An 18362-nucleotide genomic window follows, 5' to 3' on the forward strand; every position below is an offset into this window, starting at 1 on the left:
GGATAGAATCGAAACCAACACCAATAAAAATATAAAATTAAATCTTACCTCTCTACCTACAGGAGACTGCTATGCTTGACGTTGCAGAAAAAGATCAGGTTATCGACCTGGCTCAATACGGCATCAAAGACGTGTCGGACGTGGTGTACAACCCCTCATACCAACAACTCTTCAAGGAAGAAACTCGCCCCGAACTCACCGGCTACGAACGTGGAATTGTCACCGAATCAGGTGCCGTTGCCGTTGATACCGGGATTTTTACCGGGCGTTCCCCAAAAGATAAATACATTGTGCTTGATGATTCCACCCGCGACAGCATGTGGTGGACCTCTGAACAAGCCAAGAACGACAATAAACCCATTGATCCTTCGGTTTGGGCCGACCTTAAAAAAACCGTTACTGATCAACTCTCTGGCAAACGTTTATTTGTGGTAGACACCTTTTGTGGTGCTAACCCTGATACTCGCTTAAAAGTACGTTTTATTGTTGAAGTTGCTTGGCAAGCTCACTTTGTTACCAACATGTTCATTCGTCCTACTGCCGCAGAGTTAGAAGACTATGAGCCTGACTTTGTAGTAATGAACGGTTCTAAAACCACCAACAAGAAATGGAAAGAACAGGGTCTAAACTCAGAAAACTTTACCGTTTTCAACATGACCGAAAAAATGCAAGTGATTGGTGGTACCTGGTACGGCGGCGAAATGAAGAAAGGTATGTTCGCCATGATGAACTACTACCTTCCTCTTAATGGCATGGCGTCAATGCACTGTTCTGCCAACGTTGGCAAAGACGGTGACACCGCTATCTTCTTTGGTTTATCTGGTACTGGTAAAACAACCCTGTCTACCGATCCTAAGCGCGAGCTAATTGGTGATGATGAGCACGGCTGGGATGACGAAGGCGTATTTAACTTTGAAGGGGGTTGTTACGCTAAAACCATTAAACTAAGCAAAGAAGCTGAGCCTGACATTTACAATGCCATTAAACGTGACGCATTGTTAGAAAACGTCACCGTTCGCAATGATGGTAGTGTGAACTACGATGATGGGTCTAAAACCGAGAATACTCGGGTGTCTTACCCTATCAATCACATTGAGAACATTGTTAAGCCTGTTTCCAAAGCGGGTCATGCTAAAAAAGTGATCTTCTTAACCGCTGATGCCTTTGGCGTATTACCGCCCGTTGCTAAGCTAACGCCTGAGCAAACTAAGTACCACTTCTTGTCTGGCTTTACCGCCAAACTTGCCGGTACTGAGCGTGGCATTACCGAGCCAACACCGACTTTCTCAGCATGTTTTGGTGCGGCCTTCCTTACCTTGCACCCTACTAAGTATGCAGAAGTACTGGTTAAACGCATGGAAGCAGCCGGCGCAGAAGCTTACCTAGTGAATACCGGTTGGAACGGCACAGGAAAACGTATTTCCATTCAAGATACTCGCGCAATTATTGACGCCATTCTTGACGGCTCTATCGAGCAACAAGAAACTAAACAATTGCCAGTATTTAATTTGGAAATACCTACTAGCCTACCCGGCGCAGATACAGAGATTTTGGATCCTCGTGATACTTACCAAGATCCTCTGCAATGGCAAAGCAAAGCAGACGACCTAGCCCAACGCTTTATCAATAACTTCGATAAGTACACTGATAACGCCGAAGGTAAAGCACTGGTTGCTGCTGGCCCTCAGCTAGACTAAGTACTTCCCGCAATAAAAAAACCAGCCTAAGGGCTGGTTTTTTTATACTTACACATCACTAAAACTTAACGGCCAGATTTAAACTTGGTCCATAAACGCGTACGAGTACGTTCTACTTTTGGTGGCACAGCCACAAAACCGTATAAATGCTCAGAAGCTTCTTCACTAGGGTAAATCCCTTGGTGAGCGGCAATCTCAGGGTCAATTAAGGCGGTAGCTTTAGTATTTGGGTTAGCGTACCAAACAAAGTCGGTCACCTTAGCAATTACTTCTGGGCGCAATACATAGTTAATAAAGGCATGAGCGTTCTCTGGGTGTTTAGCATCTTTTGGAATGGCAAACATATCAAACCACACGCCAGCGCCTTCTTTAGGAATAATGTACTCAAGCTCTACGCCGTTGTCGGCCTCAGCAGCGCGATCACCGGCCATTAACACATCACCAGACCAACCAATCGCCACACAAATGTCGCCGCTGGCTAAATCATTAATGTATTGCGAACTATGGAAGTAGCGAATGCTGGGGCGAAGTTGCTCCATCAGCGTTTCAATCTCGCCTTTGTAATCACTCTGCTTAGCACTGTTTGGATCTTTGTCCATGTAATTAAGCATCGCGGCCACAACTTCGCTAGGTGCATCCAAGAAAGCAATGCCACACTGGCTAAGTTTAGCGGCGTTCTCTGGGTCAAAGACTAAGGACCAAGAATTAAGGTCGGCATCTTCACCTAAAATCTCTTTTACTTTATTTACGTTGTAACCAATACCCGTAGTTCCCCACATATAAGGAATACCGTATTGATTACCTGGGTCAAAACTTTCTAGCGTGGCCAGTAGTTTAGGATCTAAATTATCCCAGTTGCTTAACTTGCTGCGGTCTAGTTTTTGATAAACTCCTGCCGTAATTTGGCGACCGTAAAAGTCATGCGATGGTGAAACAATATCAAAACCGGTGCTGCCCGATAGCAACTTGGCTTCTAATACTTCGTTGGAATCAAATACATCGTAAACCACCTTAATACCGGTTTCTTTTTCAAACTCGGCGATAGTGTCTTCAGCAATGTACTCAGTCCAATTGTAAACATTTAGTACTTTCTCTTCTTGAGCTATTACTCCGCTGGTGGCCAAAGCTAATAGGCTAACTAGCAGCATGTTTATTCTATTCACTCATGCAATCCTCATTATGGCGTGATACTTAAATCACAGTGGTTATCTATTTATTAGTTTAGTGCAGATGCCGTTTTATCACTGACAAAACTCTCGATTCTGCTCAGTAAAGAAACTGAGCGCGATAGTAACGGGTAATTAATTGAAACCCAAGTGCTAGCTGGCTAACAATTATCCAAAAAAGCTCTTTGAAAAGCCTTTACACCTCGGTAAAATTGGCGATTAACTAATTTTTTGAGTTAATCACGTGGCAACAAGGTAAGGACCGCGTTTAACACAATAGGAAGGAAGACATTCAAAACAATGATTAGCGATCAACAAATAGAGACCATTCGTCTGCAGCTCGTCGAGCAACTTAACGAAACTCAACAGCGCCTAGAGCAAGACAGTCAGCTATTTAAAGACAAAGAAGATTCTGGCGACGATGTCGATCGTGCCAACCAAGAAGAGTCTCAGCAACTGCAGCTAAATCGTCGTCAGCACGACATCGCCCACGTTAAAAGCATTAAAGATGCGCTACGCCGTATCGAAGAAAAAGACTATGGCTTTTGTGAAGGTTGTGGTGAAGACATTAGCTCAGCTCGATTAAATGCACGACCAGAATCGCGTTACTGCATTGATTGCCAAGATTATCGCGAGCGTAAAAGCAGCCAATACGCCTAATCTGGGCGCTATTTGCAAATAATCTTAGTATTCCTTATTAAGATCATATTCACTGGCTCTGCTCGCTGATATAATTCCGTTCCGATTTCACATCGGATTAGGATCTGCGAGCATGAACAACCCGCTTTATCAAAAGCACATTATCTCTATCCCTGATTTTTCCCGTCAGGAACTTGAGTTAATCGTCGACACCGCCCAAAGCATTAAACAACAACCCCGTCCCGAGCTACTAAAAAACAAAGTGGTGGCTAGCTGTTTTTTTGAGGCTTCGACTCGTACACGTTTATCTTTTGAAACCGCAGTACAACGTTTAGGCGGCAGCGTAATCGGCTTTGCCGATGGTGGAAATACCTCGCTGGGTAAAAAAGGCGAAACCCTGGTTGATTCAGTAAAAGTAATTTCTTCTTATAGTGATGCTTTTTTCATGCGCCATCCCCAAGAAGGCGCAGCACGCTTAGCCAGTGAATTCTCCAGTGTTCCGGTAATTAATGGCGGCGACGGTTCTAACCAGCACCCTACGCAAACCTTGCTCGATCTATTCACCATTTACGAAACCCAAGGGTCATTAGAAGGCTTAAAAGTCGCTTTTGTTGGCGATTTAAAATATGGCCGCACTGTACACTCCCTCACTCAAGCTTTATCGCTATTTGGTTGCGAGTTTTACTTTATTGCGCCCAAAGCGCTGGCGATGCCTGACTACATTATTGAAGAATTAAATGCCCGTGAAATCAAATACAGCTTGCACGACAGCATTGAAGAAGTGGTAGACGAACTCGATATTTTGTATATGACCCGAGTACAAAAAGAGCGCTTTGACGAAACCGAATACCAGCATATGAAATCAAGCTTCATCTTGCGCGCAGACATGCTGAAACAAGTGAAAGACAACTTAAAAATCTTGCATCCTTTGCCACGCGTGGATGAAATTACCACCGATGTAGACACCACTCCTTACGCTTACTACTTTGAACAAGCAGAAAACGGTGTTTATGCTCGACAAGCGCTACTCGCCTTGGTGATGACTAACGAATTTGGAGCTCAATAATGAAGAAGAAGTTGCAAGTAGAAGCCATTGCTCACGGCACCGTTATTGATCACGTACCAGCCGGTCAAGGCATCAAAATTCTTAAGTTTTTCCAACTATCGGCCGCTCAAGAACGAATTACCGTAGGGCTTAACCTGCCAAGCGGCGAGCAGCAGCAAAAAGACTTAATTAAGGTAGAGAACACCGTATTTGATGAGAACCAAGCCAATCAGCTAGCCTTGTTTGCGCCCAACGCGACCATTAACTTAATTGAAGATTTTGAAGTAGTACGTAAATTTCATGTTTCTACACCTGAGCAAGTAAAAGGTGTGTTTGCCTGCCCTAATAGCAATTGCATTAGCCATAACGAGCCTATCGACAGCAACTTTTATGTCCGCCATCAGCAGCAAGATATTAAGTTAAAATGCCATTACTGTGAAAAAGCCTTCGACCGTGGCTTGTTTTCAGAACTCGACTAACCACTTCTAATTAGCGATAAAAAACAGAGCGCCAGCCGCTCTGTTTTTGTTTGTTGCACTTAGTGACTCACCCCGTAATAAAAAAGCCAACGTGCTACGGCAGTTCATCTATATTTAATACACTAATGACAAGCTCAACAAATATTGCTGTTACAAAGCTGTTAGCTTAAGTTATTGTAGAGTAACAAATTACTGATCTATTTAACGGTTTGACGCGTAAACAGAGTTAATCCACATTAATGATTTAACTCTAATGCCCCGATACAAGGATGTGACTAATGTTTAAACGAGTAAGCTCGCTGCTCTGTTGTAGTATGTTGTTTAGTTTCACTGCCGATGCTCGCCCTTTAGCTGAAGAACCGGGTTGGTCTGCCACCATTAACCTCAACGTGGGTTATGTTAGTGGTCAGAACCAATTCTCAACTGACGACGACAATCAAATAACCGATGATTTAACGAACAATGGTAAGAACTCTAGCTCGGCAATTGTTTATCCGCTATTACGAGTGGAATACACCACCGAAGATCTAAAGAACCAATTCTTCTTAGGTAACAGCCGCGAGAATTTAGGTCGAGCACAATTCCAATACGAATTAGGGTATACCCGCGCAATTAGCGACCGCAGCAAAATTACTGCCGCCTACTTCCCAGAACTTCCCTTACTTAACGACACTTGGGCAGACCCTTATTTGGTTGGCGCAGCTCGCCAAAAAACCGATGAGAACTACCAAGGTGGTAGAGTTCGATATGAAGCCATAGCCGATGGTCCCTTAACGCTTGAATACGTGTACGCAAAACGTACTGTAGACAACGAGCAAAGTGGTGTTGATTTATTTGGAGCGGGTTCAGCAGAAGCAGAAGCCCTTAAGCGAAATGCCAATTTACACCGTATCATTGCCGAAACCTTTGTTCCGCTGTCTCGCAAGTGGTTCTTAGCACCTGCGGTGGCTTACACCACCGCCAAAGCCGACGGTGACGCTAACGACTTTGACCAATACACTCTGCGCTTAACCAGTATTTACCGCTCTGGCCCTAATGTATTCACCTTAAATGCTGAATACGGCCAAACTAAATTTTCTGGTGCTAACCCAGTGTTTGATAATCAAACCCAAAAAGATGACAAAGTGTCCTTGTTTGGTATTTACGTTTACAACGAACCTTTTGGTTGGAAGAACACCATGTTCAACGTATTAGGTGGTTATAACAATACCGACTCAAACATCACCTTTTACGACAGCAAAGGTGGTATTGCAGCCTTCGGTTTCGGTTATACTTTTTAAGCAAACTAGCACTAAAAAAGGCAGCCTAGGGCTGCCTTTTTTGTTCATTGCGGTAAGCGTTAATCTTGGCTTAAATCTAATTCGGCCAGATAAATGGCTGTTTTATCCTCATGGCTAGAATAGTAACTGCAATATATTGCATTACCTTGCTGCACCAAGCCGGGGTAACTAGTATCGCCATCTGATGGCAGCACTTGTACCTCATTCAGTTTTCCTTGGTCGGCATCTAACCAACACAAACTGGTACGCACCGGTTGATATAAACGTACCGCGCATAACAAACGCCCATCGTCTAGTTTAAGCATGGCTGGCCCACCAATAGGAATACCTAGATCCTGCCACTGCCAATCCAAATAAGGCGGTTTGGCATAACCTAGCTGGCCGGTGCCACTGTCTTTGTCACGACGTAGTAAACACAAAGCAGCGCCGTCGTCTAACAAACTCAAGTCGTGCTCGTTAGGGTAAGCCAAGCCGTTTTGGGCTAGGCTAAATAGCGGATCTAAATGCATTTGGTAATCACCGGCAGCATCCATTTTATATAGGCTCACTTTATCTAAGCTGTAGTTATACGCCACCGAGTAAGCACCATCGGCTAAATAGCGGCTTCGCCACAACCACATATTGGCATCACCTTGGGCACATAGTTCAGTCCAACTACTACCATCATCAGACCAGGCTGTGAAGCTTTGTAGATCAAACCTTTCGCTGCTGCGGTTAACCCCCGCGCAGGTTAATAACAATCGGCCATCGGGGCTTTGCACTAGCTTTGGGTCACGTAGATCTATGCCATCAATGTGAATCAAGGCTGCTGAGCTAAAATCGTTTTCATCATAGCCTCGACGAAGAATACGAATATCGCCTTCATCACTCACGTGCCCTTCGGCTTCGCGAAAGCATAACCACAGGGCCTGTTTAAACTCGCAGAGATCGGTAAAGGCATTGTGTTCCCCTTCATCCCAAACCCGCTCTACCGAACATAACTTCATAAACACCCTCTGAGTGATTAATCCAGCCTCTAAGCTGACAATTTTAAGCTAATGATTTAAATGGCAAAGTAACTTAACAAGCACACCAAGTTAAAGCGCCGTGACTTAATACCTTTATCGACGAATATCGTTTAAGCTGAATAACAGTTTTAGTTAATCGCAAAAATATCCCAAGGAGGGACTATGTTTTTGGATTTTTTCGCTTTAGGGCTACTGTTTTTTGTTGGCCTCACGCTGTTTTACGGAATTATCGCCATTCACGATATTCCCTATGAAATATCTAAACACCGTAATCACCCCCATCAAGACGCCATTCACGTAGCTGGCTGGATAAGCTTGTTTACCTTACATGTTATTTGGCCCTTTTTATGGATATGGGCCACCTTATATCGAGAGGATCGTGGCTGGGGCTTTAAGCAACTCGAACAGCAAGAACAAGCCATAGAGCAAAAAGAACAGCAACTAGAATCTCGCGAAGATGAACTTGCTGCCGAAGTGGCCAAGCTAAAACGGCAAGTTGCCATTATTAGCAAACATGTACAGCAGCTAGAACAACAGGAGAATCAATAATGGATTTATTGCTCATTCTCACTTACACCGGCATTTGCATTGCGGTGTTCAAAATATTCAATATTCCACTCACTAAATGGACAGTACCTACCGCAGTGCTTGGCGGCATTGTTATTATTGGGGTGCTGCTCATATTAATGAATTACAACCATCCGTTTACCGCCCAAGCGAGACAAATATATACTTCGGTGCCAATTATGCCTCTAGTAAGAGGTAAGGTTATAGATGTACCGGTAGTGCCAAATCAGCTGATTAAAGAAGGCGATATACTGTTCAAGTTAGACCCAGAACCTTTTGAAGCGGTGGTAGCACAACGTGAAGCGGAAGTTGCAGCAGCGCAACAACAAGTACCACAACTATTGGCACAATTGGCCAGCGCTCAAGCCACCACCAATGCCGCTAAAGCCGAACGAGACCGTACTCAAAAAGCTTACCAACGTTATGCCGAAGGCCGCAAAAAAGGCGGTAAAAACAGTCCCTTTACCGAGCTAGAAGTAGAAAACCGCCAACAAGCTTATTTAGCGGCCGAGGCGCAACTGCAAGTAGCCGAAGCCAATGAAACCAATGCACGTTTGGCCTACGACTCGCAAATAAACGGGGTAAATACCAATGTAGCTCGCTTGCAAAGCCAGTTAGATAAAGCCTTATTCGACCTAGAGCAAACGGTAGTACACGCCCCTACCGACGGCTATGTAACCCAAGTGGGTTTGCGCAAAGGCATGGTGGCAGTACCCATGCCGCTACGCCCGGTAATGACCTTTATTCCTAAAGAAGAAAGTATTTTTGTAGGGGCTTTTTGGGAAAACTCTATCAAGCGTTTAAAAGCAGGAGACGAGGCCGAATTTATTGTCACCGCTCAACCAGGTATTGTGTTTAAAGGTACCGTTCGCCAAGTTATGCCAACCATTGCCGAAGGTGAGTTTCAAGCCAATGGCAGCTTACGTGGTGCAGATGCCTTGTTTAAACACAGCCGTAGTTTAGTGATAATTGATCCTGAGCCGCGCTTTGACGACTTCGACTTTCCAATAGGGATCAGCGGCCAAGTGGCGATTTATACCGAACATTTCCATCATGTATCGGTGATTCGAAAAGTACTGTTACGTATGCAAGGTTGGGTGAACTACATTTTCCCCTTCCATTAATGACCCGCTAACAAAAAAGGCCAGCAAATTGCTGGCCTTTTTTGGGACTAGATTTCTTTATTGTTCTAACTCAACAACGCGTTGTTTGAGAGCAGCCAACTCTTGGCGTAGCTCATCAATTTGCTGTTGAAGTTCGGCTTGTTGCACAGGCGCAACAGCCGCACTAGCGGCACTTGGCGCTGCGGCGGCAAACGAAGGCTCACCAGAGAATAAATGCGCATAACGAGACTCACGTTTACCGGGTTCTCGCTCTAACTTAAGAACCAACTTACCGCTTTCGTGATCAGCAAGTGCTTGTAAGCTTTGCTCTACCTCTTGCACGCTAGCAAAATTAGCTAAGCGCTGGCTGCGAGTACGCAATTCACCGGGGGTTTGTGGGCCACGTAAAAACATTAAACACACAATAGCGCGTTCACCTTCACTTAGCTGTAAGCCGCCGAATTGGGTATTACAGAAACGGTGTTGGTAACGGACTACTCGCCCCGACATGGGCGCTTCGGTAACAATTCGTAAATCTTGTAACTCCACCAAAATATCTTGAACTTCGGCTTCACTTAAGGCCATTACCGGTTCACGATTGCTTTTTTGGTTACACGCTAAGGTGAGTGCATTTAACGACAGAGGGTATTGGTCAGGCGTGGTGGTTTCTTTCTCTAACAACGCACCTATCACTCGCGTTTGTTCTACACTTAAATTTTGTTCCACTCTACACCTCTCATTATCAACTAGGCTTACGCTAGAATTATGACATTTAGAATACGTTAAATGGCTTGCTTAAGCAGCTCTTGCTCGCACATTTTCGTACGCTAAATTAAACAAAATTTTCAGCGTTAAAATTTCTTTTAATAAAGCCTCTTATTTGATGTTTTTTTGATGTAGATTAGCTTAACAGGTCTGATTACCCGCTAAGGTAGGCGTCCGCTCAACACGAGCGATTAAACGCGCACTGCCACCACGTGAAACGCTTAAGTAGGGACTTGCTGGACGCTATAGTATGGAATCATTTCGTTGGACTGCAGACTTTGAAACAGGTATCTCTGTTGTTGACGATCAACACCGGCATTTGATTGATCTTATTAATCAAATTGGCGATTTACTTACCGAAAACCAAGCCCCTAAAGGTGCTATTCAACAACTTAGCCAAGAGTTGGATACCTACGTAAAAGAGCATTTTCAAGAAGAAGAGATGCTAATGGCTCAGCATAAGGTAGATGCTCGCCATCGCCGCGCACATGTAAAAGCCCATCAGGAGTTTCTAGATGAAGTGGCTAAACTCAGCCAATTCAACCACAACAGTCAACAAAGCAAAGTAAAACACCTACTCGACTACTTGATTCAATGGCTGGCTTACCACATTCTCGGCATTGACCAAGTATTGGCTAAACAACTGCACTTTATTGAGCAAGGCGATAGCCCAGAGCACGCCTACTGCCAAACAGAACAGCCCAATGATTTAGCGACCGAGCCGCTCATTGCCGCCTTGCGTGGCTTATTTCATCAAGTGAGTGTGCGTAACCACGAGCTATTAAAGCTAAATCAAAACCTTGAGCAAAAAGTGCAAGAGCGTACCCTTGCGCTGCAAAAAACCAACCAGCATTTACAGTCTTTAGCGCATACCGACGTGCTTACAGGCTTACCTAATCGCCGCCATGCCATGATCCAACTCATGGAGCTATGGAAACAATCAGTAGCTAACGATACCCCTTTAGCTTGCATGATGATTGATGCAGACCACTTTAAACAGATTAACGACCGCAACGGTCATGATGCTGGTGATGCAGTATTAATGCTGCTGGCAAGAGCCTTGCGCGAATCGGTGCGTAACGACGACGTTGTGGCTCGTTTAGGGGGCGATGAGTTTTTGCTTATTTGCCCTAATACCGACGAGCAAGGTGCATATCGCTTAGGTGGATCAATTCGCGAACGCATCGAGAATATGCAACTAAATCATCAAAAATATCAGGTGAGTGTGAGTGTTGGCGTGGCTAGTCGCAGCCCCAAAATGCCACACCACGAAGCCATGATGAAAGCCGCAGACAAAGCGGTATACCAAGCCAAAGCCGAGGGTAAAAACTGCGTAAGACTGTATAAACACAACACCAGCAAACAAGCCTGTTAAGCCGCTAGACCTTAATCAGCATAAGACTCAACCAAAGCCCCGCGCTACACTAATAGCATGCAGGGCTAAGGGCTTGCTCGATGGTTTGTTTTAACGCTGGAATTCCTCATGACAATAGACATTAGCTGGTCGGCCCTAGGGCTATTTTGCCTAGTATTGCTTATTCCAGTGTTTATTAACTGGCGCTTTAATTTAGCCTTGGGTAAAGACATTGGCATCAGCCTAATGCGCATGCTGTTGCAACTTGCGCTGCTTGGTGTGTATCTGCAATTTCTTTTTGAGCTAAACAGCCTGTGGGTAAACCTACTATGGTTAACGGTCATGTTGTTAGTAGGGGCCAGCGCCATTATTGGCAAAGCCAAATTACCACGCAAAGCCTTATTTTTTCCGGTATTAAGTGGCTTAACATTGGGTTTAAGCCCACTACTGGTAATTTTGCTACTGGCCCTACTCAACCCCACCCCAGCCTATAGCGCTCAATACCTCATTCCTTTAGCCGGAATGCTTTTAGGCAACAGCCTTAGTGGCAACATTGTAGCCTTACAACGGCTATTTAGCGCCTTAAACGAAAAAACCTCTGAGTACCAAGGTTACCTAGCCCTTGGTGCTAGCCGCCAACAAGCCACCCAAGGTTTTGTACAATCGGCGATGCAACAAGCGTTTGCGCCGGTTTTAGCCTCTATGAGTACCGTTGGTTTAGTTACCCTACCCGGTATGATGACCGGTCAAATCCTCGCAGGTAGTGACCCAATGGTGGCCGTTAAGTACCAACTGGTGATCCTTATCGCCATTTTTGTCATGCTCAGCATTTCTATCGCCACCACCCTTAGCTTGAGTATTCGTGTCGCCATTGGCCAAACGGGCTTGGTTAAACTCGGTAATTTCACAAAATAATTTCTTACAAAGCTTTTATTGATAAAAACATCTCTATACTATTGCGTGATTAGTTTTTATGCTTTTAATCATAGACTTGTACTGAGGTTCGACAACAATGAAGTTTCTTGTATATATAACAATACTAAGTACATCGTACTTTTCTTATGCTGAAGAGTGCTTCGTATCTCAATCTCCTCCTGAGCTATCTAGCTCTAAAGCCGAGCAACTTTCTTTTACTCCTATTGATACCTCAGTAAACGGAGACAAAAGGAAGCTCTATCACTTCAAAGATGGCTCATTACTGATTGCACAATGGGAAGAATGCCAAATAGGCATTGACCTCTATTATTTCAGCTTAGATTCGAGCAAAGATTTGGAAAGTCGCATCAAAAATGCTCAATGGCTAGATAGCCTTTTTCGTGACAACCGAGTAAGCAGGGAGCAAATAGAAAATACCATCAAATCTAATGCTAACTCTAACTTTCTCAGAATCGACCAAGAACACGGCGCAATATTGGAATTGCAATGGGAGACCTTAGCTGGTGAAGAAGTTGGGCCTGCAAATATTTTCAATAGTTCAACAACTTATCGATGGTTTGGCCCTGAAGAATTTTAAAGGAGTAAAATAATGCAGTTAAAACAAAGTGTCGGTCGACAGGGTAAAAACTTATATGGCGATGTATTAGCAGTACAAAAAGGTCTAAATACAGTCCCTATTAAAGGTCCTTTTAAAATATTAGCTGAAGATGGGAAAATGGGGAAAAATACTCAATTAATGATAGAGGAGTTTCAACGTACCATTGTTAAGATGATCAACCCAGATGGAAGAATTGATCCTAATGGCCGATCTTCCAGCATCATCAACTCATACGCACAAAAAAGTGCTACTAGGCATTCATTTAAATACACACCAATGCCTTATTTAAAAGCAGCTAAACCAACTACACGTACACAAAAAGCATCAACCACGAACTCCAGTAAGCCAAAATCTATTCTGTACCGCTCTAACGCAAAAAAAGTGCTAAGTGCTTACACTATGTCTGTTTTGAAACAAATAATGCAACTTTCAAACGTAGATAGTATCGACATTTCAAGCACGCTTCGGACCCCTGAAGACCAAGCTAGAATTATGCTCAATGATAATTTAACTGCGAGCAAGAATGGAATATCAGTTAAAACACACCGGGGTTATTCATATGGTCCAACCGGGCAACTTGTAGATAAAGTCTATACAGATAACAAAGCTGGAAAAACATCGGAGCAAATTAAAGCGTTGATGGTAGCGAAAATTAAAGAAAAACTTGCTACCGGCAGCAGAACATCAAGGCATTGTGTAACAAAAGCGATTTATCAGAGCAATAATATTTTTGATATTCCGTACTCAAGCATAGCAAGCTCTAAACAGGCAGAGTTTGAATCAATTCTGCTCGCTTATAGTGCAAAGTTTAATAAACGAAAGTTTTCAAAAGGTAATACTACAAGCTATACCGCGGTTCAAAAGCCAATTGAAAAAGTAATTGTTGAACGCAGCTGCTGGCATGTTGAACTCCCTCAAACAAACCTGCAATTGCCTACTTTACCTTAAGTTTATAAGCGACCTAGCGGATTTAACCAAGAGCTAAATCCGCCTTATCTGGCTCAGTTAACCAATTGCTTCGCTATAGCCGCAACTTCTACCCCTAACGCTTTTACCCGTTGCTCCATATCTGCATCAGCTAACTGGCCTTCGGCGTTAAAGGCTTGGTAAGACGAGCCTACCGCCACTTGTTTAGGGCTAACCAACACACCTAAGTTGAACAAAATATCGCGCGTATGGGCTAAGCCACGTATGCCGCCTAAACCGCCTGGCGAGGTAGCCATAATACCAGCGACCTTACCTTGAAAGGCAGACCCAATATCAGCGTCTTTAGACGGACGCGACAACCAATCTAAGGCATTTTTTAGCACCCCAGAAATAGAACCGTTGTACTCTGGGCTAGCCAACAAAATACCATCGGCTTGGGCGAATAAGTGCTTTAAATCATTTACCGATGCCGGTGTGCCTTCGGCTTCTAAATCTTCTGAGTAAAGTGGAATAGCAAAATCGGCTAAATCAACGTAGCGTACTTCTGCGCCAGCTTCTTCGGCACCTTGAGCGGCAATTTTTACTAAGTTCTTGTTAAATGATTGAGCGCGTAAGCTACCTGCAAGTGCGATTAATTTAGTCATTTTATGCTCCTCAGCATTGCCTTCTAGATGAAGTTATTGTCGATTTGAGAACATTGTTGCATAAGCAAATTTGAAGAAAAACAACATACGTGCAACACTTCTGTGCATGAATGCACATAAGAATGATTGGAACGACATCCATATTGCTTACCAAGTGGCTAAGCTAGGCACACTTACAGCCGCGGCAGAAGCCTTGGATGTTCACCACAGTACGGTACTGCGTAGAATTAATGCCTTAGAAGAGCGGCTAGGCACCCGCTTGTTTCATCGCCATGCTCGCGGTTATCAGCCAACTGAATCCGGCATAATGCTAACCCAAGCCGCGGAAAGTACGCAAAACGACTTTAGCCGCTTGTTAGGTAAGTTAGCAGGCACCGACAACCAACTATCGGGGACTTTGGTGCTCACCACCGTGAACAATATGGCAGATATTTTGTTGCCAATATTGGCCGAGTTTCAAGCACTGTACCCGCAAATAAAACTGGAATATGCGGCCGACAGTCGCATTTTAAAACTGGAACATGGCGAAGCCCATGTAAGCATTCGTCCAGGTAAAAAACCTAAAGACCTTGATTATGTGGTGCAAAGCCTGGGGGAAATACCCGTCACTTTGTATGGCTCTAAAGACTATGTAAAACGGTACGGGAAAATTGCGTCACTAGAGCAGGTGGTAGGTCATAAGTTTATCTCAACCATCGAGCCTTATTTGCAAATTAGCTTTATTCATTGGCTGAATAGCCAAGTCGAACCGCAGCAAATTGCTTTGAAGGTGAATGACTTTAATGCCTTTGTTCCTGCTATAAAGGCAGGCTTTGGCGCAGCGCCTTTGTCTTGTCGCTTAGCGCAATTGCATCCAGAACTAGAACCACTTATTTCTCCCCCTGCACAGTGGGCGATACCTCAATGGCTCAGTACTCACGTAGACACCCACCGCACCAGTAAAGTACAGGCCTTTACTCAGTTTTTAAAGCAACGTTTTAGTACCTTAACAAACGCCAATTAGCCAGAATGTGGCGAATACTACTGGTTACTTTCACTGGGTTGATACCGATAATGGCCAGTAATTTGGTAGCTAAATAGCATGTCTTCTAGTTGAGGCCCCAAACCAATGTTGTGCACTATTTTAGGCACTCCAGCGGCTGATAACTGGTCACTCACAATACCAATATGTGGCAAATTGCCCGGTAGCATCCAGGTGACTATATCACCGGCTTGGTAATCGCTGGCTTGCTGGCTACGCGCGAACGACTCGCCATGGCGAGCAAAAAACACCTGTAGATTAGGTACACGACGATGATCAATATTCCTATCGGTGCCACTCAAGCCCCAAATTCGCTGCGAGGGGTAAAGGCTAAAGTGGTTGCGCATATCTTCATGTACCAATACTTGTAAATCTGCCCCTATTGCTCGATAAGAGCGAATCACTACATCAGTGCATACGCCCAGATGTTTAGGTACGTCGCCGTTTGGGTAATCCAGCGCTACATAGGTGCCATCGTAAATAACGGTATGTTCGGTACGTGCTAAAGCGGCCTCAACTAAATCTTGCGGAAAAGGCTGCCCCATAGCCTGTAGCGACACTACCACAGCCAAAACCCACCAAGCTTTTTTCATTATTTACTCTTTAAACTCGCCAAAATTAATAAACATAATAAACAATAAGCAGAAGATGATCATTAACCCCTTCTCAGCGAAACCGCGGGTAAACACTATTCATTGGCTGGTTGGCCTAAAATGGCCAAGCGCGTTGTTACTATTTAGTGCACGAGCAGATCCAGCTCACTCTTTAAACAATAATTCACTACACCTTAGAGGTAGCTCGCAAGCTGAATTGATGTAGATCATATTTAATTTCTAGCAACATGGTTTATGTTAAAGCTGTGTTAACAATTTCAGTAAGGGAATGAAGATGGAATTAATACAAGATCCACGTTGCTACACCAACGTATGCATAGACGGCCAATGGTTTCATTACGACCACTGCAGCACTAACGCCTACATGCTTAAAGGTGGCTCACCAGCAGGTATTGAGCTGCAAAGTATTCCCGCAACCGAAAACGAGCTAATAGAATTACTATCTAGGTAACATTTATTAAGCCAGCAACAGAACCGAGTAGAACCGCTCAATATGGCGCGTACTCAACGCTTAGCTATTTACCTGACTACGGTTACCTTATTTCAGCAAAAAAATTACTGCGGAATCTAGTAGACCAGTGACACACTCAGCTTGTGTAAACCACCACGGACAAATAAACCAACAAAGCCCTTAGAACATCACATCAGTTAGCATTAAATCAACAGGGTACATCGCATAAAGCATTCCAAAAAAAGAAAGGCCTGAAATAACCAACGCGAGAATGGTAACGGAGTACGTTTTATTAAAAATAGAGCCAAAAACTAAAAAAGCCAAAGCAATAAAAGACGGCAAAAACCACCAATCACCCAACGAAAATGCTAAATCACTCCACATAGGAATACCACTGCTGTAAAAAGCTAAAAAAGCACTGCGAAACTGTTCAATAGCCTTAGTTTGCACCCATAGAATAGACGTAGCGGTTTGTAGCGAAATAAACACGATACTGAATATGATGATAGTAAGTCTCATTGGCTACCTTATGGTGAAGTTGAACGCCTGATCTTGTTTGAATGAAGTGTCTACGTAATCAGATCAACTACAAATTCCGTTTAAGCGCCTTGTTAAAACTTTTATTGGCGATCTGCGGGATGATTAACACCATCATATGTTGGAACATTTTCCAACTCCAATGGATTAACACCTTCAAGACACGCAACATTAAAGCCAAATTGTTCTGGGTTTGAACGTCTTTGGTGATGAGTGTAAATCCCACATACCGAACAAAAATAGTGTTTTGCAGTTTTAGTATTAAATTGATAGAGACTCAATAGTTCAGCGCCCTTGGTAATGTTTATTCCATCAAGAGGAACTGAAGCTACAATCGCACCGCGCTTTCTACACAAAGAACAGTCACACCGACGAGGCTCAACTAACCCATTAGGTAGAGATAACTCAAATTTTACCGCACCACAATGACAAGAAGCTTTGTGAACCTTCCGAATATCCATTTCGTAAACGCCTATAAATGCGAAAGTTATAACGCCTTGTTATACCTTTTTTGGCGAATCAACAACAATCCCAATTAAACCAGGTCTCCGAAAAATGTTCTTTCTCCAAGTCTTTCGGACGAATGAAGAAATTTGCCACACCGGCATCTCCCCACATGATGTCCACACCATTGGCGGTGACAGTGTCCATCTGAAACAGTAGTAACCATTGTTCGTTTTCCATTGCCAATCTTGGATCGTCTTGAGTAAAATTTGCATACCCGCCAAGTTTACAGCCACTTGAATCGTATTTTTCAAATAGAGCATCCATGGTATCGTCATGGAGATCGTCAGTATCTCCAATAATCTTTTCAAACCTATAGTCTGTTGGACTTGGCTCGCTATCTTCTGCGAGAAAGCTCAAGGAATACTCCCCTTTAAAAGGAAATATCACTTTCTTTCCTAATGGATATTCTCCCTCTAGGTCCCTAAAAGATTCATCTACGGTTTTATGATAAAAAACACGATATTCGGTCGGTGCTTCGATGATATCGTTTATGGAGCGACCTTTACTTTCATACTCAAGACCAAGGCTCCCTTGGTCAGATATAAAAAACTGAAGGATTCCCACCTTGGGAAGAAATCCATTTTCTGGTAGTTCAGATAAATTGAATTGAGCCAACAAACGTAGAGGCTTGTTTTTTTTGTCTACTGGATATTCCAGTTTGTTCGGCCAAATAGGATAGCCACCGAACTTACTGGATTGTGATCCAGCTGGCGAGGTTGTGCCTGGAAGTATCCGTATACTTTCCAGAACATTTCTCTGAACCACCTCGTCTACCATTCTCAGCTCTTTCTCAAATTCTTCTGGATCTATTTGGGGAGTTTGATCGCCAAAAAATATTCTATACACAATAAAAGCAACAACGAGCGCTATACATATAGTAAGGAAAGTAGTCATAGATTCTCGAAGTAACTATTTGGGTATAGACATAATGATCCCCGGTGAAAGAGTCGACCTCCTGCGTTTATCGTGGGTTAGTCAAACTAGAGCCACACTGTTAGATGCAAAGTCATAACAGAACAGGAGAT

General features: G+C 43.7%; 21 protein-coding genes. 13 read left to right on the plus strand and 8 right to left on the minus strand.

Annotated features, from left to right (window positions below):
• Positions 1-71: 71 nt before the first annotated feature.
• Entirely contained in the window at positions 72-1697 is a 1626-nt protein-coding gene (pckA, locus tag Q4592_RS19475) for a phosphoenolpyruvate carboxykinase (ATP) (protein WP_137674848.1), read from the plus strand.
• A 65-nt stretch (positions 1698-1762) separates the two neighbouring features.
• Here pckA and Q4592_RS19480 read toward each other — a convergent pair whose 3' ends face one another.
• Positions 1763-2845 (minus strand): extracellular solute-binding protein, encoded by a 1083-nt coding sequence (locus tag Q4592_RS19480; protein ID WP_137674857.1) that lies wholly within the window; start codon positions 2843-2845, stop codon positions 1763-1765.
• Positions 2846-3163: 318 nt separating this feature from the next.
• Between Q4592_RS19480 and Q4592_RS19485 the strand changes: the two genes are divergently transcribed.
• From Q4592_RS19485 to Q4592_RS19500, 4 genes are all read left to right on the plus strand, one after another.
• Positions 3164-3523 carry a TraR/DksA family transcriptional regulator gene (locus Q4592_RS19485; protein WP_137674849.1) on the plus strand — a complete coding sequence of 120 codons (360 nt, stop codon included), beginning with the start codon at positions 3164-3166 and terminating at the stop codon, positions 3521-3523.
• 112 nt (positions 3524-3635) lie between these two features.
• Positions 3636-4568 (plus strand): aspartate carbamoyltransferase, encoded by a 933-nt coding sequence (gene pyrB / locus Q4592_RS19490; RefSeq protein ID WP_303516311.1) that lies wholly within the window; start codon positions 3636-3638, stop codon positions 4566-4568.
• Positions 4568-5026, plus strand: a complete 459-nt coding sequence (gene pyrI / locus Q4592_RS19495) for an aspartate carbamoyltransferase regulatory subunit (RefSeq protein WP_303516314.1) — start codon at positions 4568-4570, stop codon at positions 5024-5026. Before pyrB ends, pyrI begins: the two co-directional genes overlap by 1 nt.
• Before the next feature lie 278 nt (positions 5027-5304).
• Positions 5305-6306: a DUF2860 domain-containing protein gene (locus Q4592_RS19500; RefSeq protein ID WP_303516316.1), complete on the plus strand. Its 1002-nt coding sequence runs from the start codon at positions 5305-5307 to the stop codon at positions 6304-6306.
• 59 nt (positions 6307-6365) lie between these two features.
• On the opposite strand, the gene Q4592_RS19505 is transcribed toward Q4592_RS19500, so the two are convergent.
• Entirely contained in the window at positions 6366-7292 is a 927-nt protein-coding gene (locus Q4592_RS19505; RefSeq protein ID WP_303516318.1) for an exo-alpha-sialidase, read from the minus strand.
• 183 nt (positions 7293-7475) lie between these two features.
• Between Q4592_RS19505 and Q4592_RS19510 the strand changes: the two genes are divergently transcribed.
• The gene (locus Q4592_RS19510) at positions 7476-7862 is read left to right on the plus strand and encodes a DUF3302 domain-containing protein (RefSeq protein ID WP_303516320.1); all 387 of its coding nucleotides are present in this window, start codon (positions 7476-7478) and stop codon (positions 7860-7862) included.
• Positions 7862-9004, plus strand: a complete 1143-nt coding sequence (locus Q4592_RS19515) for an HlyD family secretion protein (RefSeq protein WP_303516322.1) — start codon at positions 7862-7864, stop codon at positions 9002-9004. Before Q4592_RS19510 ends, Q4592_RS19515 begins: the two co-directional genes overlap by 1 nt.
• 57 nt (positions 9005-9061) lie before the next feature.
• Here Q4592_RS19515 and Q4592_RS19520 read toward each other — a convergent pair whose 3' ends face one another.
• A complete protein-coding gene (locus tag Q4592_RS19520) occupies positions 9062-9709 on the minus strand; it encodes a YceH family protein (protein WP_303516324.1) in 648 nt (215 codons plus the stop codon).
• A 289-nt stretch (positions 9710-9998) separates the two neighbouring features.
• On the opposite strand from Q4592_RS19520, the gene Q4592_RS19525 reads away from it, so the two are divergent.
• The 4 genes from Q4592_RS19525 to Q4592_RS19540 all read left to right on the plus strand — a co-directional run bounded on the left by Q4592_RS19525 (position 9999) and on the right by Q4592_RS19540 (position 13584).
• On the plus strand, positions 9999-11123 hold the full coding sequence (locus Q4592_RS19525) for a GGDEF domain-containing protein (protein WP_303516326.1): 1125 nt from the start codon (positions 9999-10001) through the stop codon (positions 11121-11123).
• A 108-nt stretch (positions 11124-11231) separates the two neighbouring features.
• Positions 11232-12017 carry an ABC transporter permease gene (locus tag Q4592_RS19530; RefSeq protein ID WP_303516327.1) on the plus strand — a complete coding sequence of 262 codons (786 nt, stop codon included), beginning with the start codon at positions 11232-11234 and terminating at the stop codon, positions 12015-12017.
• A 97-nt stretch (positions 12018-12114) separates the two neighbouring features.
• A complete protein-coding gene (locus tag Q4592_RS19535) occupies positions 12115-12615 on the plus strand; it encodes a hypothetical protein (protein WP_303516329.1) in 501 nt (166 codons plus the stop codon).
• A gap of 12 nt (positions 12616-12627) precedes the next feature.
• Positions 12628-13584, plus strand: coding sequence for a peptidoglycan-binding protein (locus Q4592_RS19540; RefSeq protein WP_303516331.1), 957 nt, complete (start codon positions 12628-12630; stop codon positions 13582-13584).
• A gap of 53 nt (positions 13585-13637) precedes the next feature.
• Here the strand turns inward: Q4592_RS19540 and Q4592_RS19545 are convergent, their stop codons facing one another.
• On the minus strand, positions 13638-14207 hold the full coding sequence (locus Q4592_RS19545) for an NADPH-dependent FMN reductase (RefSeq protein ID WP_303516332.1): 570 nt from the start codon (positions 14205-14207) through the stop codon (positions 13638-13640).
• 106 nt (positions 14208-14313) lie between these two features.
• On the opposite strand from Q4592_RS19545, the gene Q4592_RS19550 reads away from it, so the two are divergent.
• Entirely contained in the window at positions 14314-15210 is an 897-nt protein-coding gene (locus Q4592_RS19550; protein ID WP_303516335.1) for a LysR family transcriptional regulator, read from the plus strand.
• Positions 15211-15227: 17 nt separating this feature from the next.
• On the opposite strand, the gene Q4592_RS19555 is transcribed toward Q4592_RS19550, so the two are convergent.
• Positions 15228-15773, minus strand: coding sequence for a DUF1287 domain-containing protein (locus Q4592_RS19555; RefSeq protein WP_303516344.1), 546 nt, complete (start codon positions 15771-15773; stop codon positions 15228-15230).
• A 343-nt stretch (positions 15774-16116) separates the two neighbouring features.
• On the opposite strand from Q4592_RS19555, the gene Q4592_RS19560 reads away from it, so the two are divergent.
• Positions 16117-16293, plus strand: coding sequence for a hypothetical protein (locus Q4592_RS19560; protein WP_303516336.1), 177 nt, complete (start codon positions 16117-16119; stop codon positions 16291-16293).
• Positions 16294-16473: 180 nt separating this feature from the next.
• Here the strand turns inward: Q4592_RS19560 and Q4592_RS19565 are convergent, their stop codons facing one another.
• The 3 genes from Q4592_RS19565 to Q4592_RS19575 all read right to left on the minus strand — a co-directional run bounded on the left by Q4592_RS19565 (position 16474) and on the right by Q4592_RS19575 (position 18231).
• Positions 16474-16812, minus strand: a complete 339-nt coding sequence (locus tag Q4592_RS19565; protein WP_303516337.1) for a hypothetical protein — start codon at positions 16810-16812, stop codon at positions 16474-16476.
• 101 nt (positions 16813-16913) lie between these two features.
• Positions 16914-17291, minus strand: coding sequence for a GFA family protein (locus Q4592_RS19570; RefSeq protein ID WP_303516338.1), 378 nt, complete (start codon positions 17289-17291; stop codon positions 16914-16916).
• Between the two features lie 58 nt (positions 17292-17349).
• Positions 17350-18231 carry a YwqG family protein gene (locus Q4592_RS19575; protein ID WP_303516339.1) on the minus strand — a complete coding sequence of 294 codons (882 nt, stop codon included), beginning with the start codon at positions 18229-18231 and terminating at the stop codon, positions 17350-17352.
• Positions 18232-18362 lie beyond the last annotated feature (131 nt).

The sequence above is a fragment of the Agarivorans sp. 1_MG-2023 genome (genome assembly GCF_030548385.1).
Taxonomy (GTDB): Bacteria; Pseudomonadota; Gammaproteobacteria; order Enterobacterales; family Celerinatantimonadaceae; genus Agarivorans.